This window comes from Amycolatopsis sp. NPDC098790, assembly GCF_044759945.1.
Lineage (GTDB): Bacteria > Actinomycetota > Actinomycetes > Mycobacteriales > Pseudonocardiaceae > Amycolatopsis.
In genome coordinates, this window is record NZ_JBIWAI010000008.1 from 84953 (window position 1) to 109578 (window position 24626).

General features: G+C 67.2%; 16 protein-coding genes. 5 read left to right on the top strand and 11 right to left on the bottom strand.

Features of this window, described 5'->3' with window-relative positions:
- Positions 1-15: 15 nt before the first annotated feature.
- Entirely contained in the window at positions 16-768 is a 753-nt protein-coding gene (locus ACIQWX_RS44005) for a hypothetical protein (RefSeq protein ID WP_400884498.1), read from the top strand.
- A complete protein-coding gene (locus tag ACIQWX_RS44010; protein WP_400884499.1) occupies positions 765-1907 on the top strand; it encodes a hypothetical protein in 1143 nt (380 codons plus the stop codon). Before ACIQWX_RS44005 ends, ACIQWX_RS44010 begins: the two co-directional genes overlap by 4 nt.
- A 3-nt stretch (positions 1908-1910) precedes the next feature.
- On the opposite strand, the gene ACIQWX_RS44015 is transcribed toward ACIQWX_RS44010, so the two are convergent.
- The 6 genes from ACIQWX_RS44015 to ACIQWX_RS44040 form a co-directional block, all read right to left on the bottom strand.
- On the bottom strand, positions 1911-3158 hold the full coding sequence (locus ACIQWX_RS44015; RefSeq protein WP_400884500.1) for a CHAT domain-containing protein: 1248 nt from the start codon (positions 3156-3158) through the stop codon (positions 1911-1913).
- A gap of 246 nt (positions 3159-3404) precedes the next feature.
- Positions 3405-5327 (bottom strand): hypothetical protein, encoded by a 1923-nt coding sequence (locus ACIQWX_RS44020; RefSeq protein WP_400884503.1) that lies wholly within the window; start codon positions 5325-5327, stop codon positions 3405-3407.
- A gap of 23 nt (positions 5328-5350) precedes the next feature.
- Positions 5351-6970 (bottom strand): hypothetical protein, encoded by a 1620-nt coding sequence (locus ACIQWX_RS44025; protein ID WP_400884505.1) that lies wholly within the window; start codon positions 6968-6970, stop codon positions 5351-5353.
- A gap of 31 nt (positions 6971-7001) precedes the next feature.
- Positions 7002-7697 (bottom strand): Crp/Fnr family transcriptional regulator, encoded by a 696-nt coding sequence (locus ACIQWX_RS44030; RefSeq protein WP_400884507.1) that lies wholly within the window; start codon positions 7695-7697, stop codon positions 7002-7004.
- A 70-nt stretch (positions 7698-7767) separates the two neighbouring features.
- The gene (locus tag ACIQWX_RS44035; RefSeq protein ID WP_400884509.1) at positions 7768-8463 is read right to left on the bottom strand and encodes a Crp/Fnr family transcriptional regulator; all 696 of its coding nucleotides are present in this window, start codon (positions 8461-8463) and stop codon (positions 7768-7770) included.
- A gap of 94 nt (positions 8464-8557) precedes the next feature.
- A complete protein-coding gene (locus ACIQWX_RS44040) occupies positions 8558-12886 on the bottom strand; it encodes a hypothetical protein (protein WP_400884511.1) in 4329 nt (1442 codons plus the stop codon).
- Between the two features lie 81 nt (positions 12887-12967).
- On the opposite strand from ACIQWX_RS44040, the gene ACIQWX_RS44045 reads away from it, so the two are divergent.
- Positions 12968-13333: a hypothetical protein gene (locus ACIQWX_RS44045; RefSeq protein WP_400884513.1), complete on the top strand. Its 366-nt coding sequence runs from the start codon at positions 12968-12970 to the stop codon at positions 13331-13333.
- 32 nt (positions 13334-13365) lie between these two features.
- On the opposite strand, the gene ACIQWX_RS44050 is transcribed toward ACIQWX_RS44045, so the two are convergent.
- The 3 genes from ACIQWX_RS44050 to ACIQWX_RS44060 all read right to left on the bottom strand — a co-directional run bounded on the left by ACIQWX_RS44050 (position 13366) and on the right by ACIQWX_RS44060 (position 19409).
- Positions 13366-15849, bottom strand: a complete 2484-nt coding sequence (locus tag ACIQWX_RS44050) for a DNA topoisomerase (ATP-hydrolyzing) subunit A (RefSeq protein ID WP_400884515.1) — start codon at positions 15847-15849, stop codon at positions 13366-13368.
- A gap of 27 nt (positions 15850-15876) precedes the next feature.
- On the bottom strand, positions 15877-17928 hold the full coding sequence (locus tag ACIQWX_RS44055) for a type IIA DNA topoisomerase subunit B (protein WP_400884518.1): 2052 nt from the start codon (positions 17926-17928) through the stop codon (positions 15877-15879).
- Between the two features lie 134 nt (positions 17929-18062).
- Complete coding sequence (locus ACIQWX_RS44060) at positions 18063-19409, bottom strand: hypothetical protein (protein WP_400884520.1); 1347 nt, start codon at positions 19407-19409, stop codon at positions 18063-18065.
- 108 nt (positions 19410-19517) lie between these two features.
- Between ACIQWX_RS44060 and ACIQWX_RS44065 the strand changes: the two genes are divergently transcribed.
- Complete coding sequence (locus ACIQWX_RS44065) at positions 19518-20600, top strand: LLM class flavin-dependent oxidoreductase (protein ID WP_400884522.1); 1083 nt, start codon at positions 19518-19520, stop codon at positions 20598-20600.
- Positions 20597-21181, top strand: a complete 585-nt coding sequence (locus ACIQWX_RS44070; RefSeq protein WP_400884524.1) for a CE1759 family FMN reductase — start codon at positions 20597-20599, stop codon at positions 21179-21181. Before ACIQWX_RS44065 ends, ACIQWX_RS44070 begins: the two co-directional genes overlap by 4 nt.
- A gap of 1017 nt (positions 21182-22198) precedes the next feature.
- On the opposite strand, the gene ACIQWX_RS44075 is transcribed toward ACIQWX_RS44070, so the two are convergent.
- Complete coding sequence (locus ACIQWX_RS44075; protein ID WP_400884526.1) at positions 22199-23425, bottom strand: DUF222 domain-containing protein; 1227 nt, start codon at positions 23423-23425, stop codon at positions 22199-22201.
- A gap of 767 nt (positions 23426-24192) precedes the next feature.
- Positions 24193-24564 (bottom strand): ArsR/SmtB family transcription factor, encoded by a 372-nt coding sequence (locus ACIQWX_RS44080; protein WP_400884528.1) that lies wholly within the window; start codon positions 24562-24564, stop codon positions 24193-24195.
- Positions 24565-24626: the final 62 nt, after the last annotated feature.

The following is a 24626-nucleotide window of genomic DNA, read 5'->3' on the forward strand; positions in this document are numbered from 1 at the left end:
CTCCTAGCCCGGCGCATGGTGACGAAGGCCGCGCGGCTGTGTCATCGTGGTAGCGACGGTGAGGAGGGGCCGGCCGTGGACTTCTCGACGGGATCCAGGACGACGAGGCGGCAGCACGTGGTGCGGATCTCGTTCAGCACCCTGTTGCGAGTGACCGACGACGATCGATATGTGCTTTTCGACTCGCCGAAGCGGCCAGGCGCCTACGGACCGCCGGGCGGGGTCGTCAAATTCCATCCGCCTGCGGTGCGATTGCTCGAGTCTTGGGGGTTCCGTCCGGACAGGGCGACAGCCGGGGCGGAGAAAATGCGGAGCGACCTCCGCGGGATGCTCCCGGTTCGTTCGCTCCGGCGCTTCCAGGCGTGGTTCGCGACCGGAGCGTACCGGGAAACCGCGGAAGAGTGCCTCCGCCGCGAACTCTGGGAAGAGCTTGCTGAAGTCGGCCTCAGTGCGTTGCGGCCGCATACGCGCCGGCTGAGCTTCATCTCCGTAAGAACAGTTCTCGAGGGACCATCCTCGGTGCCGGGAAAGGACTTCCTTCAGCTGCGTAGATTCGACATCCACGATGTCGCGATGGTGACTTCGGATGCCGTCCGGCTGCGCCGCGAACTCGTCGAGTCCGGTTACGACGCTGAACGGAGCGGCGTGATCTGCGCGAACTACGACGACATCGCTCACGGCCGCCTGAACCGGGCGCTGATAGCCCCGCACAGTGCTCTCCTCGCAGGTGAGGCCAGGCTCGCGGCTGACCTCCCACCAGTCCGATGAAGGACGATGAACCCACGGTGAGCGATCTGACCGACCGAGGTCGTCGCCGGCGAGTGGGCGGAGTCCGGTTCGGGCCGCCCCGTCTCGCCGCGGTCGCGGCCAACCTCAACCGGAGGGCGCCTCGAGGACAGGCGCTGCTCGAGCTGTGCCAACAGTTCGTTCTCGAACCATCGGGACCGAGCTGTTCCTTCGTAGCCGCGCACCTGGTCATGAACTTTGCCGATGCCCACGTCAGAGCGTTCGAGATCTCCGGCGGGTTCGGTAGTTCTTCCGTGTCGCTGGCGATTAGTGAGCTGCCGGACGGCTGTGGCTGGCTGCTCGGTGATCCGCTGGGGCACAAGCCCGTTCCGTTGACCACCGAAACGAGGGTGGTGCTGTGCGCTCCGGCGGAGCTGGCGACACTCCAAGGCTTCGTTCGGCTGGACGCGTCCGTGTTGACGGGACGCGCCCGGTCCCGCCGGGTACACGCCGGCTGCCTGCCGCAACTGTTCGAGGTACCGACACCGGATGGCTGGTCGGTCCCGGCCGCGCCGGCGGTGGACGCGGCTCGGTCGGTGAGCTCCCGGCAGCCTGCCGTGCGGTTGTGCCTCGCAGTCGACACCGAGGCCTACAGCAGGTTCAGTTCGATCGAAGCGGCTCGATCTCAGCAGAGGCTCGTAGCGGTGCTTGAACAAGCCCGGAAGCAGGCTGGACTGAACGAAGCCGACGTGGACGTGCAGCAATCCGGCGACGGACAGTTCTCCATCCTGCCGGCGGGTGTCGACGAATCCGTCGTGATACCGCGTCTCGTTTCGGGTCTTCGGGCAGCGTTGGCTTCGACCAACGCGGACCTCAACGCGCACGCTCGCTTGCGGCTGCGAGTGGCACTGCACCGTGGGCACGTTGCCGCCGGGGTGAACGGCTGGATCGGCGGAGCCACCATCGCGGTGCACCGGCTCCTGGACAGCTCGCCGGTCCGCGCCGCACTCAAAAGCCGCAGCGACGCGGACTTCGCGTTGATAGTGTCCGACGTCGTCTTCACCGATGTCATCGCAGACGGTTACGGCACGCTGGAGCCCGCACACTTCTCGGTGGTCGAGGCCAGCCTGCCCGAGAAGAACTTCGCTGAACGAGCCTGGGTCTACGTGCCGCAAGGATAGACGTCAGACCTTTCGCAACAGAACCGGCACGTCGCCGCCGCGGCCATTGCTCTCGCCCGCCAGCATTCCCGCCCGGGCGAACTCGAATGCCTCTTCGATCTCCCATCCGGCAGCCAGCGCCTGGTAAAAGACCACGCTGAAGTCGATCGCCGACTGGTCGCCGATCCAGCTGCGCATCCCGATCACGTAGTTAATGTGCTGAGACAGTGCCCGCGCCAGTGCTTCGCTGTGGCAGGCGTTCACGATGACGCATTCGACGGTGCCGGACACTTGAGCGAAGAGAGCGGCCACGCCGGCCTTGGAGAGCACTCGCTGCCCGCCGCTGTCGGTTTCGGCGATGAACCGGCCGTCGTCGGCGCCATGCCCGGAGAAGTGCACGATGCGCGGCGAGAAGTCGAGCAGAGCCTGAGTCAGGTCTCTCGCGCGCAAAGCCCCTTCACTCTCCAACTTGAAACGATCGCGTTCCTTGCCTTTGCGCAGGGCATCCTTGATGTCCCGGAGCTCTCGTTCGAGACCGAGCCGCTGCTCGGTGTCCGGGTTCGCCGACAGGTAGAGGATCTGCACCCGGTCCGGCTTGGCCGCCCGCCCGACCTGCACCGTGTACGTCCGCTTGGTCTCGGCCCGCCGTCCAGCCCCGTTCGCGAATACCGCGGTGACGTGGACGGGAACCTCGCGGCCTGATTCGCCTGTACGCACGTGGAACGCGAACTCCTCCTTCTCACCGGGCCTCAGGTCAACGAGATCGGCGACGAGACGATCGGGATCGACGGTGAACGGCCCCCGTATGCTCAGACGGCCCGACCTGATGGCCGTGGCCCCGGTGTTCGTCACGTAGCCGCGCAAGGTCTGCCACTCATCGTGGGCCAGCACCGGGGTCGATAGTGCGATGTCGATCCTCGGCAACGGGGCTTCCGCCTCCTCCACTGCCGCGTCGACCCGCAAAGTCGTGCTGAAGTCCGAGACGCGGAACGACGCTCCGCGGTAGTCGCGGAACGAAAAGTTCGAGCTGGTGGCCTTCCAGTCGCCGGCTTGCAACGGCCGGACCCGGATGACCGAACTGCTGCTCTGGCCCGCTGCCAGCCGGTCCACTTCCAGCACCTTGCCGCCCCGTATCGACGGGATCTGAGGCGGCAGCCGCAAAGTGAAGACGATGTTCGTGCAGGGCGTACTGCCGTCGTTGGTCAGGCAGAGGGTGAGGTCGCCGGGCTTGCCGACGCTCAGTTCACTGGTGATGAGTTCCGCCCTGATCACGAGCGTAGCCCTTCGAGCCGGGTCGCTCGCGCGTGGTGCGCACGCCGGCAGCTCTCGCAGTGCACTGCGGACCGGTCGTGCGTCATCAGTTCACCGGGCTCGCCCAACGCGAACGCCTCGTCCTGGGTGACGACCATCTGGTGGTCCGCGCACAGCGGCTTGCCACAGTGGTGACAGACAGCGGTTACGATCACATCGCCCTCTTCTTCTTCACGAGCGGTGCAGTCGCTGCAACCCCAGGCCATTTCAGTCCTCCTCATTCCACTGGTCGTCCAGCCGGTCGAGCTCCGCGGCCTCCCGGTCGAGCTCGGCTTCGAACTCGCGGTACAACTGCTCGGAGATCGCTCCCGACCTGACCGCGGCCCGGTTTTCGTTCCGGCGACGCTGCAGGCCCTCGCGGGCATCCGTCCCGCGGTCCGGCCCGGGACGAGCGGTGCGCCGTCGGTGTGTTCCCGTGTGGCCGTTCGAGCCCGGCTTCCCCCGCTGCTTCAGCGTGTCGCCGACGATCTCGTTCAGCCCGTACCAGACCGCCTTGATGCGCTCTTCCATCACCGTGCTCGTGAAGGCCCCCTTGACCGACAGCCGGACCCTGCTGTTGCCGGCCATGGCGTGGTGGTCCACACCGTGCATCTCTTCGCCGGTCAGGCCGACGTAGAAGTCGACTGGGAAGACACCTTCGTAGATTCGTCCACCGATGTCCCACGCACGGTTGAACGAACCGTCGTGGTGGCCGCTGGGCGGGTGCCCGATGACCCATTTGACGTAGTACCCGCTCTTGCTCATCGCGTTCGTCAAGGCGATCAGCGTGTCGTGGTCCGGGACCACGTCGAGGAACTCACGACTCTCCGGGTACTCCTCGGGGCTGTCCTTCTTCAGGTCCGGGACCACTCGGACGTCCTGGTACCGCAGTCCGCTCAAACTCAACGAGAGGTCCGCGGTCACTTCGGTCTTCACCACGACGTTCTTCTGCTGTTCCTTCTCACGTGGATCGCCGAGAGGGTGGTAGAAGCGGACGTTGTCAAGGCCGGAAAGCGCGCCGTCGAACGACACGGTCAGCGATCCGGTGATCGTGTCGGTCAACTGGATCTTTTCTTCGAACCGCACCGCGAGAACCAGCCTGTGGTTTTCGGCTTTGCTGAGTGACAGCTGCTTCCACTCGATCAGGCGGCCGCCGGTGACGGGATCGGCCTGACCTCCGATCGTCGGGCTCTTGGAAACGGACTCGACGCTGCCCCAGGAGGCCGGGACGTACAGACGCAGCCGCTCGACCATGCGGGCCTTGAGGTTCGTCTCCTCGGATGGCCAGTTGCCTCGCCACTGGAGATCCAGCTGGAGGGCCCGCTGATCGGACTCGGGTACGAGGGACGGGGTCAACCACAGGGGGATCGCATCCACCTCTTCACGAGCGGTGAGCCGGTGCTCCAGGTGGTGCTGCCACTTCGCTCCCGCCCTGCTTTCCGGCGTGGCCAGGAAGGGATGATCACTGACTGCCCCTTGCAGCGGCAGGACCGGGGGCGTACTGGCCCCGTCGGTGAACTCGACGCCGGCACGCCCGAGCAGCACCGCGTAGCCGGCCGAGAACTGCACATCGTGCTCGGGTCCGAGCTTGAACTTCCCGCGGTAGTCGCGAACCCGGTCCTGGTCCGACCGGCTGAACGTCATGGCCACGTCTATGCTGCCGGCGACCGGTGACACCGAACTCGAATAGGTCCCGTGGTCATCGAGTGTGAGCCGTCCTTGCACCACCTCGCGGACTTCGACGGAGTCGATGCTCGGAACGACGGGAACCTTGGGCCGGTTCTCAAACGCCACCCTCGTCCTGCGCTGCTCCTCGAACCAGCCGGCGGCTCCCGCGGCACCGCCGAGCAGAATCAGGATCAGCCCGGGAATCACGGAGGCGAACGCCACGAGCACACCGAGGACGGCGATGGCGGCTGCCGCGATGACGTACTTGAGGATCGAAGGCTTCACCACGTGGTCGTGGGTCTTGCAGTGCTTCGGCGTTGCGCTCTGGAGCTCCATGCCGTCGAACTCGCTGGTGACCTTGGCGGCCGTGAGATGCTTCTGGCACAGCGGACGGCCGCAGTGGTGGCAGAGTGCGACGATCTCCGCTGATCCACACTGGTGGCACCGGGCCCGCGGCGCGCGAGTCCGGATCTTGATCGACATCTGGGGCATCCTCTCGTGGTGGGTCAGTGGGAGGCGCGGGTCTGCGCGAAGCGATGCCGGATAGCGGCATGCAGGGCGTTCATCTCGCGGGTGACCGGCTCACTCGTCCGCGGGAGCGTGCCGTACATGAAAAGTCTGAGCTCACCGCTGCGGAACGTGGTCTTGTTCGTCTGACCACCCCGTCGGACCTGTCGTTCGGTCTCGTGCCGGGTGCCTTCGACGTACAAGGTCAAAACCATCTTGTCCGGCCCCTCCGCGTGGGTCGCTTTCAGCACCCACTGGCTCTTCTCTTCGGTGTCCGAGATCTTCACGTTGTCGACGACCTCGAAACCCTTGGCCCGCAGAGCGTTGAAGATGTCGCCGATCCGGGCGTCCTCCGGGATCACCTCGTCGAAGTACAGGTGCTGGTGCGGCGTCAGCTGCCGCCTCGCGAAAGCGTCGTCGAGGATGAGCTGGAACCCGGACTTCACCCAGCTGACCTCTTCGTGCTTGACCTGGTCGGTCTTGCGTCCGCTCCCGTCGAACAGCCTTGTGCGGGCGCCGGAGAGCAGGTGCGCGGGGATCTTCACTTCGACTTGGCCGTTCAGCTTGTCCTCCTGGTACAGCTCACCGGGTTGCTGGATGAGGAGGGCCATCCGCGCGCTCTCGAAGACGAGGTTCTCCTTGTCCTGCTGCGCCAGCTTCAGCGGGACGGTTCGCCATTCGATGCTCCGTTCCACCGGGTTGTAGGTGATGGGAACGTCGTTCTTCCGCGGCAGGGCCAGGGTCAGCGCGTGCAGCGAGGTGATCGTGGGCCAGTCGATCGAAATGCGGTCGATCACGGGCTGTGGTCGCGGACGGTTCTCCTTGTGCTTCCACGGCAGAACCACACGCACCTTGATGGTCAGCAGGAGATACGACTGGAAGTTCGGCTGCAGGCTCAGCTTCGAGAGGTCCATCCCGGTCACGGAGGTCTCGGGCATCGGCCCGAGCTCTTCCACCGTGTCGGGGTCCAAGAGCTCCGCGTGGACGTCGATGGGCATCAGTTCGAGGGTGTCCGGGCTAGGCGCGTATTCGTGGTGGATCACGCATGCGTGGCGATCACCGCTGAGTTCGGCGGGCCCGCCGGCGCTGCCTTCACCGGAGACCGGCACCCGGATGGGGAGCGCACCGTACGTGTCGTCCAAGCTGAGCCGGCGGCCCAGGTCGGTCTTCTGGTGTTCGTCGAACAGCACGTGCCCGATCAACGCGTCCGAGGACTCGACCGAATCACGGCTCCGCAGCGCCGTCGTGACGTCGTCGCAGGCTTGACGAGTGAAGTGGTCTGCGCCGTCGAAGGGGACAACGATCTCGATCTCGCCGTCGGGCTCTTTGCTCGGAAGGATGGATGCGTTGCGGGAGATCTCCTGCTTGTAGTGGTAGCGCTCGGTCACCTTCACCGTTTCCGGGAGAGCGCGGGCGAAGATGTCGTCGCCCGGGGCCGAGCTCGTGCGACGCTGACCGAGCCCACTGACCGCATCGCGCACCAACTGGAACCTGTCACGGGAGGTCGGCATTGGGGTCCCTTCCGCGCGATTTGCGCGTAACGGCTTCGCCAGGACGGAGGGCACCCGAATGCGCGGAAGTCCTTCGAACGGCGGTGGTGGCAGGATGACGGCACCCACTCTGTGACAGAACGCGATCTCCGACCCCGTACTAGTACGGGATCTCGCTAGGAAATTCGCCGAACTGACGAAGTATGTTCCGGTCCGTGATGGAAACTCGTCGGTAGCTGCGGTCGAGCGCGCCCGCCTCCTCGAGGAGCTTGAACGCTTTCTCCACTGAGCTCAGCCCCGTTCCGGCGAGCGAGGCGATGTCTTTCTGCGACAAGGGGACGTCGACCCGGCTGGTTGTATCGGCGCCCGCCCAACGCTCGGTGACCTCGAAGAGCGTGCGAGCGACCCGGATCGGCGCCGGGCACACCATGAAGTCGATACCTCGGCGGTCGGAGCCGCGTAGCCGCTCGCTCAGAACCCTGGCCACGGCCAGCGCGGCCTCGGGGCTGCGTTCCAGGAAGTCGTTCAGGTCCGGACCATGGATGACCCGGCTTTGCACCGGGACGCAGGCGATGACGTGCGCCGACCGCGGACGTCGCTCGAGAGTGGCCATTTCTCCGAGTAGGTCGCCTGGCCCACGGATCGCGATGACGACGTCACGGCCTCGCTCGGTGTCGACGACTATCTTCACCAGGCCCTTCAATACGAGCACGGTGTGCCATGCCGAGTCACCTTGCCGGATGATGCGCTGGTGAGCGTCGAAGGACGCGGGTGCGCCGAGTTGTAGCAGCGCCTGCCGAGACCGGCTGGTCAGCCGGGCGAGTAGGGAGTGCTGTGGCCACTCTTCGACCGTCACGGCCCGAACTGTGCCCGTCTTCGCCGGACGGAACCCCGTGCTGGCACGGTATTCCTCGTGCCGGAGACACTCAGGAGTGGAAGCCCGCAGCGACACGCAGCGCGGACAAGTTGATGATCGTCATTCGTCGATAGCCGGTGTCGAGCACTCGTTTGCGGCGCAGTTCGGTCAGCGACTTGTGCACCGTCGGCTCGGCAGCGCCGATCAGTTCGGCGAGTTCGGGCTGGGTGAGCGGGAAGCCGATCTCCCACCCACGCGAAGTGAAGGTTCCGAAGGAAGAAACGAGGGCGACGAGGATCCGAGCCAGGCGCGCGGGCACGTCGTACCCACTGAAGTCGATGCGTCGTTCAGTGGACCAACGCAGCTTGGCCGCGACCATCTGATTGACCACCATCGCCGCTTCCGGGTGGTCGAGGAGGAACCGTCGGAACTGCGTGCGACCGATCACACGCGTGTGCAGCTCGCCGACCGCCGTCACAGTGGCCGAACGCGGGCGGCCGTCCAACCCGGCAAGCTCGCCAACGAACTCGCCGGCGCCCCGGACAGCGAGGAGCGCACGTCCGCCGTCGGCCGTGGTGGCGGTCACTTTGGCGCAGCCGGCCAGCAGCAGGACGACAAAGGTCGTTGACTCACCTTCGCGCACGAGCACGTCGCCTCGCTGGAAGACGCGCGCAGCGCCGAGCTGTACCAAGGTGGACAGGCTGGAAGGCTGCAACTCGGCGAAGATCCCCCTGGCTCGCGGCGGCTGGATCGGGACGGCGGTCACCGGTACTCTCACCTCTTCCGCATCCGAGTGCTGGTTCCCCCTCAAGCTCGTTCTAAAATGCGCTCGCGTTACAACCCGATCGGCCCAATTGTCGTTACCGAGGCAATACCTGGCCGTTCGCGATCTCTGCTTTGGTGATCAATTCTTGTAGCAGTGAGCGGCGACCGGGCATGACCCCGGGTTCGTTGAGCAGCGCGAGTAGCCGGAGCGCGACGCTCGCCGGCCCCCGCAAGCCGGCAGGCGTACAAGGCGCCGGGATCCAAGACGTGACCGCTTCACGGGAGGCAGTGTCGAGCGGTCCGCCATCGCCCGGCGCTGCGAGCAGCAAAGGTTCCCAGTCCCCGAGGCGCGCAAGGCCCACCAGTCGCCCGCCCTCGACGCTCGGGTGCAGGCCGGTGGTGTCCAGGCTGTTCAGAAAGTGGTGAGTGGTACCGGGTTCGCCGCTTTTAGCGGCGAGGCCGCCCAGCGCGGCGAGCACGCGAGCCAAGGGAGCGACTTCAACGATCCCGTAACGGCCAGTCGAAACTGTCTCGATCACTGTCACGAATTCGTGGTTCTGCGCGATCTGAAGGACTTGGGGGAGTTCTTCGGTGAGTCCGGCGGCCGCGATGGCCAGAGCTCGGTCACCGATGTCGCTCCCGTTTTCCGTGCGCACAAAATCGTGCGCGGTCGCGGAGAGCCGAAGCTCCTCGGGACCGCGACCGTCCAACGGGAGCGCGTACTTCGTCAACTCGTCGACTGCGACCTCGATGCGATCGGACAGGAGAATGTCCAGTTCTGCGGGACCGGGACTGGTGTGAGCGAGCATCGTCACCCACGACCAGTGGTGGCGTGCGCTGGTCTTCCGGTCCCGAAGCACCCGGGCAGCGCGCCGGGTGACGATGAAGCCGCGTCGGCGATCCTGGCGTACGACTGCGTGCCCCAGCGCCGCGAGGCCTTCGACTCGGTCGGTCGTCACCACCGCCGCGAGGTCGGCGACCAGGTCAGCCACGTGGTCCACCGCTGCCGGTGACGAGGTCGCCGCCGCGGCGATGAGCAGCACTTGCAGCGATGACTCCGGTCGCGCCGAAAAGACCAGGGTGTCTCGGTCTTCGGTAGGTGCCTGGGGTTGGCCGAGGATCCGCTGGGCGTTGGCTGTGACGTCTGACTCGTCCGATTCCGCTGAGAGTTGGTAGTCGGTGAGGAGATCGCGGACGGAGTCGGCGATGCCGTAGTCGAACCGCCGACGCAAGAGCTCCTCGCCGGAGTCGAGCTGCCGAAGCAGTCGTACCCGTAGGTCGTTGGTCGCGCGGATCTCCGCAGAGACGGTGAGCCCCGCCAGCCGGTCTTCGAGTTGTTCGAGTCGCTGCGAGGCCAGGGTTACTCTGAGCTCAGCCAGTTGGGGCGGCACCAGAACCTGGAGCTGGTGCAGTGCGTCGCCGGCGACGACTGCCACCTCGGGTTCGCCATCACGGAGGAGTTCGGCCAAGACCACCTCGAGTCCGCGGATGCCGTGGTCTCGGATCAGCGTCACGGCCGCGATCCGGACGTCGTCCGGCGGGATCGCCAGCAGGACCGCGCCGAGGATCTCGCGGACCCACGGTTCGGCTCGGTGTGGTGTGTGCTCTGAAAGGTGATCACCGAGGGAGTTCAGGGCTTGTACCTGTGTGGATGTCGGCACCGCCCGGTCGGTCAGCACTCGCCCGAGGGCGTCCCTGCCAGCTTGGGTACCGGTGGCGAGTAAGGCTGCTGCTGCTGTCCGGTGCGCGTTGTGCCCGGCTCCGGGATCGAGCAGCCGGGTGGCCCAAGTCTTCAGGTGATCGACCGCCAACGCCGATCGGAACGACAGGAGGCGGGCCGCGAACAGCGGGTCTGCCGCGCCGACCGCCCCGGCCATCAGCGCGACCACCTGGTCGGACGTGCTTGGCAGACGGGCGGCCAGCAGGCAGATGTCGCGCCACGCGAACTGCCGGGCGCACTCCTGGACGAACTCGGCGGGGGCGTTCAAAGCTCTGGCTGCGAAGAAGTCGCGCGCTGCCAGAACGGCGAACCGCACACCATCGCCGTCGACGGCCAAGGTACCGCGCTCGAGAAGCGCATCGACGTTGAAAGCGGGCCTCACCGGTCCCCTCGTGCCGACGTCCGCCACCGCGATCGAGGTGAGTGCCGCGACGGTATCCGCGGAGCAACCCCTGGTGAAGTACGCCTCGTACGCGTCGCCGGGGGGCAGAGAGGCCTCCGCGTTCAGGGAAGCTTGGGCTATCGCGGCGACGAACCCAGGCACCACCCCGTCATCCGCGTGATGTATCTCGACAACCTCTTTCGCCAACCGCGCCTTCACCGACTGCCGCAGCGGGAAGGTGTTCAAGAACCGGTGGACCTCACGATCGCTCCACAAGCGGAGCGGGTGCACCGGAAGGGTAAGGGCTTCGGCAATGCGGCTGTCGTCACGCACTGCGATGGTGAACCGAATGCGGGGGAACCGGTCAAGCAGTGCCCTTCCCCACGCGGTGATCCTTGCTCGGCTGCCCGCAGGCTGGTCGTCGATGCCGTCGACCAAGATGTGGGCGGCGCCGAGGAGGAGCGTCTCATGAGAAGCCGGCAGTGGAATCTCCTCCGAGGCAGCCAAAAGCTCATTGGCCTTCAAGAGAAACGGCATTCGCAGGGGTCCGCCGGGCGTGCCGGGCTCGGCGATGTCGATCGCACGCCGGTAGGCCAGCTCCCGCAGCAAGCGCGACTTTCCCGCTCCTGGCCCGCCGGTTACGACTCTCGACGAATCGTGCTCGAGCGGCTGCGAGTCGAGGTACGACCCGTGCTCGCGGGACAGGGCCACCACCAGTTCGCGCGCTTGTTCGACGTAACGGGTGCGTACGAATCGATCCCGTAGTTCGTCGACGTCGATTGCCGGGTGGACCGGCTGCCGGTCCAGAGAGGCCAGCAAACTCGTGACCACTGCGACCGCGTCGGGCCGCGTCAGGTCGAGGAGTGGTGAGATCCGGTGCAGCAGATCTTGCAGTCCGGTCCAGTGCGCGAACGGGAATTTTGTGACCAGCCATTCGGTCGCCACCGCGGCGGCTGCGTGCACCGCACGCAGGGCGTGGTCGGGATGCGCCGTCCACTTGACCGTGCGATAGGCGGAGAAGTGCAGCTGGGCCAGGTAGTCGAGCCAGGCGTCGTTGCCGGGGTAGCCGAGCTGGGACTGGACGCGTAATTCGCGGAGGAGTTCGAACGCGGTGAGGGCGTCGCCGGTGAGAAACCCGGAGAAGGCTTCGTCGAGCTTGCCGGGATCCCCGGCCAGGGGCCTCATCCTGGTGGCTACGGCTAGCAGCCGCTGCACTCGGACCAGGTCCCCGTAGGGGAGTACTGCGAAGACGTCTCGGAGCAGGCTGATCTCGAGCCATGCGGCGTCCGACAGCAGTGGCTGGTCTTCGGCAGTGTTGGCGAAGTCGATCACGATCGGCTGTTGCTCGACGCACATGACGTTGCGCGCGTTCAGGTCCCCGTGCACGACGCTCCGCACTCGGCCGAAGCGCGGATCGGTCAGTACGGTGCGAAGGCCGCCGGCCGGGTCGGCTGTTTTCACACCGTCGGCCACGACTTCGCCATCCGACCGTTCGACGTTGGAAAAGTCACCGTCGAGCTTCGCGCGTTGGTATGTGAATCGGCTTCGCAGTACATGCCCGGTGAGCACCGAGCCGGACGAATCGCCGGCGACTTCGACCCGGATCTCCGCGTTTCCGGTACTCGCGACGCGGAGCTCCTGTCCGACTTCGAACGCATTGGGCCCGAAAGACGCGTCGAGGACGCCTTCCGGGTACGTCGTCTCCGCCTGAACTGGTGCCGCGCCGAGGACGACGTCTGGTCCGAGCAGAGGATTCAAATCCCGCAGGCTTCGGGCAGTTCGGACGTCTCGCCGGTCGTGGAACGGACCCGCGAGCTTGGTGAACAGGCGCGCGATGGTCAGCCGTACCTCTTCGAGGGTTACCTCACCATTCAGGGCGGCGTGGACGAGGTCTTCCAACGTGGGGGAAGGCGTGCGCGGGACGCCTGCGTAGTCGGCGACGTGCGTGTACACGACCGCTTCGACTTCGCCCGTGCGCTCCGCGGGGTCGAGCACGCCCGGGGTCGTTTCCAGGATCGGCGCGCAGACGGCGGCTGGGTATTCCGTCAGCAGCTGATGGAAATTCGCGTACTCGGTCGCGATTTCCGAAGCGGGGCCGACTTTGACGACTCGTTTTCGGTATTCAGCGCCCGCCCTCAGCGCGACCTCGACGACGACCGAGTCGCTCCGGCCCCCTTCGAGAACGCGGAGGACCTCGATGCTCTCGACCCGGCCGTGCCAGCCGTTCGCGGAGTCGCCGATGCGCTGCAGCGCGTACCGGACCAGGGCGTTTCGCTCGGGCGGCAAATCATCGCCGGCAGTGATGATTTCGACGTGGGCCACCTGAACCTCCCCGGCGAGGTGTCCATGCGTACGCTGCCACCTTATCGACGTCGGTCTTCGGCGGAAAGGGTGGTGGTTGCCGTGCCCGACAAAGTCAGCGGGGAATGGGCAGACCTGTGCAAGCGGTTGCGGCGGATCGCCGGCGACGTGAACTGGTTCTCGTTGCGTTCTGAGTTCGACCGACTGATCGCGGAGACTCGCGCAGGGAAGGATGTGCTTGCCGACTGGCGGGGGCTCGAGGCGGAAATCGCCAGGCTTTGGACCTCGGAGCAGAACCAGACGATCCGGGACGGAGAACCGCGAGAAGCGGCCTTCACGGCGTTCGGCAACGAGACCCTGCACCGATGTCCTCGGGGACGCTGCGACCGTGAGGTGTTCGCGCCCATGGACGAGCCGCCGACCTGCCTCCTGTTCGACACACCCATGCGGGAGGCCACCACCCGCTGAATCAGCGCAGTGGTGGCCTACCACTCACGACGTCAGTCGCGCTCGATGAGGTGGCCTACTACGTCTGGGCCTGGGTGCGCGTGGCCTGAGCCGTCTCGACGTACGTCGATCTCCGGCAGCTCCACCGGGTCGCCGTTCTTTGCCGCTCCCGCGGGCCGGGGGCCGATCCACGCCACTCGCAAAGCCGTTTCGCCCTTCAGGAACCGCTGGGCGCGAACTCCGCCCGTGGCTCGGCCCTTCGCCGGGTACTCGCTGAACGGCGTCACCTTCACGCTCTGGCCCGTCGACGTGATCACCAGCGGTTCGCCGTGCTCGTCGTCGTCCGTGCGGACCGCTCCGAAGAACACCACCGAGCCCGCGCCGACGTTCATGCCCGCCATGCCGCCGCCCTTCAGGCCCTGGGGGCGGACCAGCGAGGCCGCGTACTTCAGCAGTGCTGCCTCCGACGACACGAACGCCAGCGTCTCGGTGCCGTCCGTCAGCCACGTTGCTCCGACGACCTCGTCGCCGTCCTTCAGGGAGATCACTTCGAACTCGTCGGACCGGACCGGCCACTCCGGGGAGCACACCTTCACGACGCCCGCCCGGGTGCCCAGCGCCAGGCCCGGGGAGCCCGCCGCCTGCTCGCCCAGAGGGGCGATGCCGACGACCGTTTCGCCCTTCTCCAGCGGCACCAGCTCACGCGCCGCCATGCCGCCGCGCAACGAGACCGTGCCCGCCTGCTCCGGGAGCACCGGCAACGGGAGCACGTCCGTCTTGAACGCGCGGCCGCGGCTCGTCACCAGCAGGATCTGGCCGCGCGCTGTGGTGTGGACCACCGCCGAGACCGCGTCGTGCTTCACGCGGCCGTTGCGGCGGCGGGTCTCCGTCGACTCCTCGGACTCCGCCGCCGTGCGGGCCACCAGGCCGGTCGCCGACAGGATCACCTGGCACGGGTCGTCCGCGACCTCCAAGGGGCCCGACGGCTTCGACGCGGCCAGGACCTCCTTCAGGTCGCCGTCGATCAGGGACGTGCGGCGCTCGGTCGGGAAGTCCTTCGCGATCTTCGCCAGCTCCGCCGACACGAGCTTCTTCAGCACCGACTCGTCGTCGAGGATCTTCGACAGCTCCGCGATCTCCTCGCGCAGCCGCTCCTGCTCCGACTCCAGCTCCAGCCGGTCGTACTTGGTCAGCCGGCGCAGCGGGGTGTCGAGGATGTACGTCGCCTGGATCTCCGACAGCTTGAAGCGCGTCATCAAGCCGTCTTTCGCGGCCTGCGCGTTCTCGCTCTCGCGGATGAGCTTGATCACCTTGTCGATGTTCAGCAGGGCGATCAGCAGGCCGTCGACCAGGTGCAGCCGCTCTTCGCGCTTGCGGCGCCGGTACTTCGTGCGCCGCGTGACGACCTCGTAGCGGTGCCGCAGGAAGACTTCCAGCAGCTCCTTCAGGCCCAGCGTCTGCGGCTGGCCGTCGACGAGGACCAGGTTGTTGATGCCGAACGACTGCTCGAGCGGCGTCAGCCGGTAGAGGTCGGCCAGCAGGGCCTGCGGGTTGACGCCGACCTTGCACTCGATGACCAGCCGCGTGCCGTTCTCGCGGTCGGTGAGGTCCTTGACGTCGGCGATGCCGGTGAGCCGCTTGGACTTGTTGACCTCGTCGGTGATCTTCTCGATCACCTTCTCCGGCCCGACGCCGTAGGGCAGTTCGGTGACGGTGATCGCCTGCCGACCGCGGCTGCCTTCGAGGGGCCCGGTCTCGCAGTTCGCGCGCATCCGGACCACGCCACGGCCGGTCTCGTACGCGCGGCGGACCTCGTCCAGGCCCAGCAGGCTGCCGCCGGTCGGCAGGTCGGGGCCGGGCACGAACTCCATCAGCTTGTCGAGCGTCGCGGACGGGTGCGTGATCAGCCACCGCGCCGCCGCGACGACCTCGCCGAGGTTGTGCGGGATCATGTTGGTCGCCATCCCGACCGCGATCCCGGACGTGCCGTTGACCAGCAGGTTCGGGAAGGCGGCGGGGAGAACCGACGGCTCCTCGAGCGAACCGTCGTAGTTCGGGCGGAAGTCGACGGTGTCTTCGCCGAGCTCGCCGACCAGCTGCATCGCCTCGGGCGACATGCGCGCTTCGGTGTACCGCGAGGCGGCCGGGCCGTCGTCGGGCGAGCCGAAGTTGCCGTGGCCGTCGATCAGCGGGACGTTCAGCGAGAAGTCCTGCGCCAGCCGCACCATCGCGTCGTAGATCGCGACGTCACCGTGCGGGTGGTACTTGCCCATCACGTCGCCGACCACGCGCGACGACTTCACGTACGCGTGCGTCGGGCGGTAGCCGTTCTCGTTCATCGAGTACAGGATCCGGCGGTGCACCGGCTTCAGCCCGTCCCGCGCGTCCGGCAGGGCGCGCGAGTGGATGACCGAGTACGCGTACTCCAGGTAGCTGTCTTCGATCTCGGTCTTCAGCGAGTTGTCGAAGACGTTCGCACCGGGGGAGTCGAACGCGCTGGGATCGACCTTGGTGGTGGTGCCCTTGCGGCGTGCCACGGCAGAACTCCTTGGTAGCTGCGAAATTTATGCGTCGATGGCTTCGCGGTCGATCCGGTCCGAAGAGGCGACCAGCCAGTTCCGCCGGGGTTCGACCTTCTCGCCCATCAGTAGTTCCAGCGCGCCCTCGGCGGCTTCGACGTCGTCCATGGTGATCCGGCGGACCGAGCGGGTGGCCGGGTTCATCGTGGTCTCCCACAGCTCGTCGGCGTCCATTTCGCCGAGACCCTTGAACCGCGGCACCGGGGTGACGATGTTCTTGCCCGCCTTCTCCAGCGCGGCGAACTTCGTCTCCATCTCCTGCTGCGTGTACGTGAAGTGCGTTTCCGGGTTGCGGCCCTTGGTGACGAGCTTGTGCAACGGCGGCATCGCCGCGTACAGCCGGCCGTCTTCGATCACCGGGCGCATGTACTTCGCGAACAGCGTGATCAGCAGGGTCCGGATGTGCGAACCGTCGACGTCCGCGTCCGCCATCAGGATCACGCGGCCGTAGCGCATGGTCGTGAGGTCGAACGTGCGGCCCGTGCCCGCGCCGAGGACCTGCACGATCGACGCGATCTCGGCGTTCTTCAGCGTGTCGCCCAAGGACGCCTTCTGCACGTTCAGGATCTTGCCCCGCAGCGGCAGCAGCGCCTGGTACTCCGAGACGCGCGCCATCCGGGCCGACCCCAGCGCGCTGTCACCCTCGACGAGGAACAGTTCGCTGCGCGAGACGCCGGTGGTGCGGCAGTCGACCAGCTTCGGCGGCATCGCCGCGCCTTCGAGGGCGGTCTTGCGCCGCGCCGCGTCCTTCTGCTGCTTCTGCGTGAGCCGGACGCGCGCGGCGTCGACCACCTTCTGCAGCACGACCTTGGCCTCGGACTTCGTCTTCCGGTCTTCGGTCCAGGCCTTGACGTGCTTGTCGACGATGCCCTGCAGCACCCGGGTGATGCCGGCGGTGGACAGCTCGTCCTTCGTCTGCGACGTGAACTGCGGCTCCGGCAGCCGGACGTGGATCACCGCGGTCATGCCCTCGAGGACGTCCTCGATCGTCGGCATGTCCTCCTTGGGCTTGAGCAGCCCGCGGGTCTTGGAGATGGCCTCCTGCAACGCCTTCGTGACCGCGCGGTCGAAGCCGCGGCGGTGCGTGCCGCCGTGGACGTTGCGGATCGTGTTGGTGAAGCACTCGACCGTGCGCTCGTAGCCGGTGCCCCAGCGCAGCGCCACCTCGACCTCGGCGTGGCGCTCCACATTGGACTGCATGACGCCGGCGGCGTCGGCCGCGTTCTCCTTGTACGTGCCCTCGCCGGTGATCAGCAGCGTGCCGCAGACCGGCTTCTCGCCCGACGGCGTCAGGAAGTCGACCATGTCGGCCAGGCCGTGCGGGAAGTTGAACGTCTCTTCGTTGATCGTGTCTTCGATGGCCGTGCGCAGCACGTACGTGACGCCCGGGACGAGGAACGCGGTGTTGCGCAGCTTCGCCCGCACGCCTTCGACGTCCAGCGCCGCGCCGGACTCGAAGTAGCGCGCGTCGTACCAGTAGCGGATCGACGTGCCGCTGCGCTCGCCGCGCTTCATCTTGCCGACGAGGTTCAGCCCGGACCGGCGGGTGAACTTCGCCTTCGGGCCGGGCGCGTCGAAGGTGCCCGGGATGCCGTGCTTGAACGACATCTGGTGGACCTTGCCGTCCTGCTTCACCGTGACGTCGAAGCGGTGCGACAGCGCGTTGACCGCCGAAGCGCCGACGCCGTGCAGGCCGCCGGAGGTCTTGTAGCCGGAGCCGCCGAACTTGCCGCCGGCGTGCAGGCGCGTCAACACCAGTTCGACGCCGGACAAACCGGACTTGGCGTGCGTGCCGGTGGGGATGCCGCGGCCGTCGTCGTCGACCTGGACGCTGCCGTCGGCGTGCAGCGTGACGACGATCTTCGTCGCGTGGCCGGCGACACCCTCGTCCGTCGAGTTGTCCACCACCTCGGAGAAGAGGTGGTTGATGCCCCGGCTGTCGGTGGAACCGATGTACATCCCGGGGCGTTTGCGGACGGCTTCGAGACCCTCGAGGTGGGTCAGGTCATCGGCCCCGTACAAGGTCTCGGCAGTCACAGGGTCGTTCTCCCGGATCGTGGCTCGCGAAAGTGCTGGTGGCGGTGCGGACTGGCCTGCACCGTACTGCAGGATATCCGCCCGCCCCGACAGTTTCCGCGCCCTGTCGCCCCGGGAGTGGCGCGCGCCGCCCCCTAACGGGGGTCGTACCCCAGGTCGGGCCACAGGCCCAGCAGAGCTTCGATCTTCCGCGGGACCTGGAAGCTGTTCCGGAAGTTCGGCTTTTCGCCGATCGCGGCGAGCGCCTTCCGGAGGTCGCCGAACGCCGGCCGCGCGGCCGGGTCCCGGGTCAGGATGTAGCAGTAGGTGCGGCGCGGGTAGGCGAACTCGTCGGCGTGGGCGTGCAGCACGAGACCGGGGGCCTCGATCCGCGACCCGACCAGGGCACGGCCTTGCTTCTGGCTGTAGACGCGGATCACGTGCACGCCCGCGCGCAGCGTGCGCGGCGGGTCCTGGCCCTGGCCGTCGTCGGCCCAGAACAGCTCGACGCGGAACGGCTGTTCGCCGTTCTCGCCGGGGTGGGTGTACTCGCGCTGCAGCTCTTCGAGGCGGTACTCGGCTTCGGCGGACGGTTCGCCGCCTTCGACGAGGCTGACGAGGTACAGCTCGGCCGGGCGCGGCCACGCGGGCCGGGGGACGTCGGTGGCTTCGGGGGCCGCTTCGGTTTCGGCGGGTTCGGTTTCGGCCGGTGTCGCAACCGGTTCCGCGGCGGCGGGCACCGGGGGCGCCGCCGCGGGGGGCTCGGTGGCGACGTCGAGCCGCTCGGCCGGCTCCGGGGCGACTGAGTTGCCGGGTGCCGCCGCGGGCCGCTCGGGGGCGGCGGGCGTCGGAGGGGTGACGGGCGCCGGGCGCACCGGCGACGGCGGCGGGGTGGGGGCCGCGGGGCGCACGGGCGTGACCGGGCGGCTGGTCACCACCGGGCGCGCGGGCGGCGTGCGGGTGGCCGCTGGGCGCGGCGCGGTGACCGGCTTGCCGGCGCCGTACTGCTCCAGGAGCGGCTCCAGGTCGGCGGCCGTCAGCGCGGGCCCGGCGAGGTCGCACCACTCGAGCCAGGCCTCCTGGGCCTCCTCGACGGTGTGCTTCTCGTGCGAGACCGTGACGGCTTCGAACAGCTGCCGCGGGCCGGCGGCGGTGACGTCGGCCGAGCCGACGACCACGAACGACGGGTCGTCCTCGGCGATCACCAGCTTCGCGTTCAGCCCGCGCAGCGAGTGCACGATCACGCCCGCCTTCACCCAGTGCAGCAGCGCGTGCGGGCTCGTCGCGCCGGACAGCACCATGTCCAGGCTGGCGTCCGTGATCACCGTGTCACCGGGTTCCAGCGGCAGCAGCGCGGCCGCGCCGGGACCGACGTGGCCGAAAGCCGCCACCAGGTTCCGGCGGGGCGCGAGCAGCGGGGTGATCGAACCCCAGATGTCGCGGCCCGTGAGTAGTCGTACCGAACGTTCTGCCAGACCCAGCCGACCGAGCTCCGCGTCCATGGCCTTGACCTTACTTGGTGCCCTCCGACGCGCTGACGGCCGGAATATCTCTTGCTTGGAAGTAGTTGAACGCGCATGTAAGATGGGGGTCGCGAAGGGAGTCAGGTCATGCAGTTCGGAATCTTTTCGGTGGGCGACGTCACGACCGATCCCACGAACGGCACCACGCCGACGGAGCACGAGCGGATCAAGGCGATGGTCCGCATCGCGCTGAAGGCGGAGGAGGTCGGCCTCGACGTCTTCGCGACGGGCGAGCACCACAACCCGCCGTTCGTCCCGTCGTCCCCGACGACGATGCTGGGGTACATCGCGGCGCGGACGTCCAAGATCATCCTGTCGACGTCGACGACGCTGATCACCACGAACGACCCGGTGAAGATCGCCGAGGACTTCGCGATGCTCCAGCACCTGGCCGACGGCCGCGTGGACCTCATGATGGGCCGCGGCAACACCGGGCCGGTGTACCCGTGGTTCGGCGAGGACATCCGCCAGGGCATCCCGCTGGCGATCGAGAAGTACGCGCTGCTGCGCCGGCTGTGGCGCGAGGACGTGGTCGACTGGTCCGGCAAGTTCCGCACACCGCTGCAGGGGTTCACGTCGACGCCTCGGCCGCTCGACGGGGTGCCGCCGTTCGTGTGGCACGGGTCGATCCGCAGCCCGGAGATCGCGGAGCAGGCAGCGTTCTACGGAGACGGCTTCTTCGCCAACCACATCTTCTGGCCGACATCGCACTTCCAGCAGCTGATCGCGTTCTATCGCCAGCGTTTCGAGCACTACGGCCACGGCGCGGCGGACCAGGCGATCGTGGGTCTGGGCGGGCAGGCGTTCATCCGCCCGCGCTCCCAGGACGCGTGGAAGGAGTTCCGGCCGTACTTCGACAACGCCCCGGTGTACGGGCACGGTCCGACGCTGGAGGAGTTCACCGACCAGACGCCGTTGACCGTGGGGAGTCCGCAGGAGGTCATCGACAAGACGCTGACGTTCCGGGAGCACTTCGGGGATTACCAGCGGCAGTTGTTCTTGATGGACCACGCGGGGTTGCCGCTGAAGACGGTGCTGGAGCAGCTGGACCTGTTGGGTTCGGAGGTGGTGCCGGTGCTGCGCAAGGAACTGGACTCCATGCGGCCGGCTCACGTTCCCGAGGCGCCAACGCACGCTTCTCTGTCTTCGTCTTCGGAGGTGTCGGAATGAAGCTCGCGGTGGTGACGGCGGGGTTGTCGGTGCCGTCGTCTTCGCGGTTGCTGGCGGATCGGCTGGCTGCGGCTGTTGTCGCTGCTTCGCCCGGTGCTTCGGTTTCGGTGGTGGAGCTGCGGGATGTCGCTCTGGACGTGACGAAGAACCTGCTGACGGGGTTCCCGAGTCCGGCTCTGCAGTCGGCTATCTCGTCGGTGGTGTCTTCGGATGCGCTGATCGTGGTGACGCCGGTGTTCACGGCCGGGTACAGCGGGTTGTTCAAGTCGTTCTTCGACGTGCTGGACGCGGATTCGCTGGTGGGCAAGCCGGTTTTGCTGGGTGCCACGGGCGGGACGGAGCGGCATTCGCTGGTGCTGGACTACCAGCTGCGGCCGTTGTTCGGGTACTTGAAGGCGGATCCGGTGGCTACGGGGGTTTATGCCGCTTCTTCGGATTGGGGGAGCGGGGAGGGGGCTTTGCAGCGGCGGATCGAGAAGGCCGGGGCTGAGTTGGTTTCGGCTGTTGAGGGCCGGGTTGGTGGTGATGGGGGGACGGGGTTTGTTCCCTTTGAGCAGTTGTTGGCTGAGGTGGGGGAGTAGGGGGTGGTGTGGTGGTGGCCGGCCGGTTGGTTTGGCCGGCCGCTGGCGGAGGGGTAGATGGGGCGCGGGGTTTGGTGGGTGCGGTGATTGCTGTTGGGGGCCGGAGTAGCTGACTGGCGGGATTGGGTGGCGGCGCTTTGCTTGCAGGGAGGGCGGTCTTTCTGCTGGAGGGGTGGGGTTGGGCGGCGGTACTGCACTCGCCAGGGTGGTGATTCTGCTGGCGGGCCGGGTGGGGTTGAACGGCGGCGGTGCGCTTGCCGAGGTGGGATTCCGCTGCTGGCTGGGTGGCGGTGCTGCGTTTGTCGGGCGGCGATCTTGCCCGTCGGCCGGCTGGGGTTGGTGGCGGTGCTGCGCTTGGCGGGGCAGCGATCTTGCTGTCGGCCGGGCGGGGTTGGCTTGCCGTTGGTGCTCGGGGCGATTGCTGGTGGGTGCGAGCTATTGGTCAGCTGGAGCCGGGGCCGGGGCTGAGGCCGGATCCGGGGCGAGGGCCGCGGCCGGAGGTGGCGGCGGGCCGTCGGACCGGGGCCAGGGCCTTAGCCGAGGCTGAGGCTGAGGCCGAACCCAGGGCCGCGGCCGAACCCAGGGCCGCGGCCGGAGGTGGAGTTGGGCCGGTGGCGGGACTGGGGCCGAGGCCGAGCGCTGGGACTGGGGTTAGGAGTCGAAGGCTGAGGCTGGGGCAAGGGTCGAGGCCGGGGCTGAGGCTTGGCCGAGTGCAGGGCCAAAGCCAGCGCCAGGGTCGGAATTAGAGCTGGGGTCGGTGCCTGGACTGAGGCCCTTCGACCGGGCTGGGGCCGGGTTGGTGTGGGCGCCGGTGGTTGGAGTTGGTGGGTTTGGCGTGGGCGACCGCGGCTGGAGTTGTTGGGTTTGGCGGAGCGTGTGTGGATCGGGGTTGGTCTGCTGCCCGTTAATGAGCCGCTGATGTAGTTGTGAGCCCTGGGTTCGGGCGGGCTGCGTGATTTGGACATGGGGGTAGGCCCGTAGCCTTCTGGCTGCGGGCCTTTCCCTTGTCCGGTTGTCTTACGCTGCGAATGGCAGCGGTTGGTGCAGGTTGTTGCGCCTGGGTTTTCGTTCCCTGTCCAGAAACGCTGGGGGTAGGAACTCCGGTAGGCCGTCGGCGGCGATGCGGACTTCCCAGCCTGAACGGTGCAGTAACCGGTGGTGGTGGGCGCACATCAGGACCAGGTTGTGCAGGTCTGTGGGGCCGCCCTCGGCCCAGTGGTGGATGTGGTGGCCTTGGCAGTGGCGGGGTGGGCGGTGGCAGCCGGGGAACGCGCAGCCTCGGTCGCGCAGGTACAGCGCTCGGCGCAGGCCCGCGGAGATTAGGCGGCGGAGGCGGCCTAAGTTGAGTGGTTCGCTTTTCTCGCCTAAGACCGCTGGGATGATCATGCTGTCGCAGGCGTGGACCCGGGCTTCGGCTGCTGACATCGTGCCGGTGTCGCCGAGGGTGGCTTGGCCGAGGCCGGACTGGAGGTCCTTCAGGTGGACAGCGACCATCACGTGGGCTCGTTCCCCGGCCTGCATGGGCAGGGTTGGGGAGTTGAGGGCCAGGTCGATCGCGTCGGAGAAGGCGTCGCCGTAGCGTTCCTGCGGGGAGCGGTGGTCACCGCCTTCGTCGGTGGTGGTGCGGCGTTCGGCCAGGGAGTCCAGCAGGGCGCTGGCTCGGGTTCCCGTCTCGTCGTCGAAGCGGCCGTGGAGTTCCCAGATACCGGTTCTTTTGCGGCGTAGGGAGAGTTCGCGGCTGGGGACCGGTGGTTCGGTGGTGTCGGGTTCGGGGCCGTCGGGGTCCAGGTGCGCGATGATGCGGGCGCCGAGGGCGGCGACTTGTTTGTGGCCCGCATTCTCGGCGAACGTCAGCAGGTGCTGTTCGGCATCCTCGCGGTGCTCGAGGGGTATCTGGGTAAGCGCTCCGACGATGGTGTCAATCATCGGGTTGCTCAAAAGTCCCGAGGAAGCGGCGGCAGCGGTCGCGGGAGCCACGGTCGGTGGGCTGTCGAGGTGGTGGCCGGGATGCAGGGACTGGGCTCGTTTGACCACCGTCTCTGCTGCGGACTTCGGGATGTCGGCCAGGTGCTCGAGAAGGCGGGCAGTAGAGCGGTAGCCGAAGAGTTCCATCACCCCACGCGACTCGATTTCCACCAGCAGCGCACCGATCTCAGCCTCAGCCGACCGCACAACAGTAAGCAGCGCGGTGATGCGATCGGCCAAGGCCATCGCATCCGTCTTCCACGCCGTTTCCGTTGCCATACAACAAGGTTAGCCGAACCCGAACACACGATCATCACTCGTTCGGGTAGACCACCAGAAGTCCGGCAGGGGCACCGTCACGTGGGGAATCGGCGCTCTGGCACCGAGTAACAAGAGACCATAAGAAGCGCCGATTTCCCACGCCCCGGCGAAGCCGTCATCTTTAAGAGTCCGGGTACTGGACCCGATAAACCAAGTGTGTCACCCCAGACCCGACCACAACCTCAACCTGCTCAAGCGAAGCGCAAGAAGCAGAGAGCCCGGCAAAGTACGGAACCCCGGAACCCAAGAACACTGGAACCAAATCGATCCGAACCTCATCAAGAAGCCCAAGCTCCAAGCACTGCCGAGCAATGGAAGGCCCCGAGACCCCAACAGTCCCATCCCCGGCAGCCACCGCCAACTCGACAGCCTGAGCAACGTCCGGAACGAACGTGAAAGGAGCGAGAACCGACGACGACCAAGCAGGCGGAGGCCGATGAGTGACGACGAAGGCGGCGCCCCCACCGGGAGGACGTCCACCCCAACCCTGCGTGTAGTCGAAAACCCGCCGCCCGCAGACGAAAGCGCTGCCGCGGACCGCGTCCAAATGAGCTCGCAGGTATGCGGCGCTCAACGGCGATACCCGGAACGTCATCGGATACCCCACCATCGGGATCTCGACGTCGCCGGCGGTGTACCAGTCGAACAGCGGTCCGACCGAATCGTCGGGCCGCGCCACGAACCCGTCCAGCGACATGCAGAAACTCGCGACGACTTTTCGCATCTCAGTTCACCAGCACCTTGTCGAGCGGCTTGGACGACTCCGCGTTCCCGCGTGTGATCTCGAAGAACTGCGTTCCGGGCTGGGCGCTGCGTTCGGTGGCCAAGCGGTACGTGTCGATCCAGCCGGTCAGGGCTTCGAGGGCGGACGGCACCAGGTGACACGGCCGGCGCTGGCCGTCGCGGCTGCGCGTGATCAAGCCGGCCTGCTCCAGCACCTGGATGTGCCGGGACACCGCCTGCTTCGTGATCGCGAACGGCTCGGCCAGCTCGTTGACCGTCGCTTCGCCGCGTGACAGCCGGGCGATCAGGGCCCGGCGGACCGGGTCTCCGAGCGCGGTGAACGCCCGGTCCAGTGCCTCCTCGTCAACCGCCATCTTTATCAACCAATCTGTTTATCAACCGATGTGTTGAATATAGCGAGGCTGTCAAGACCTGT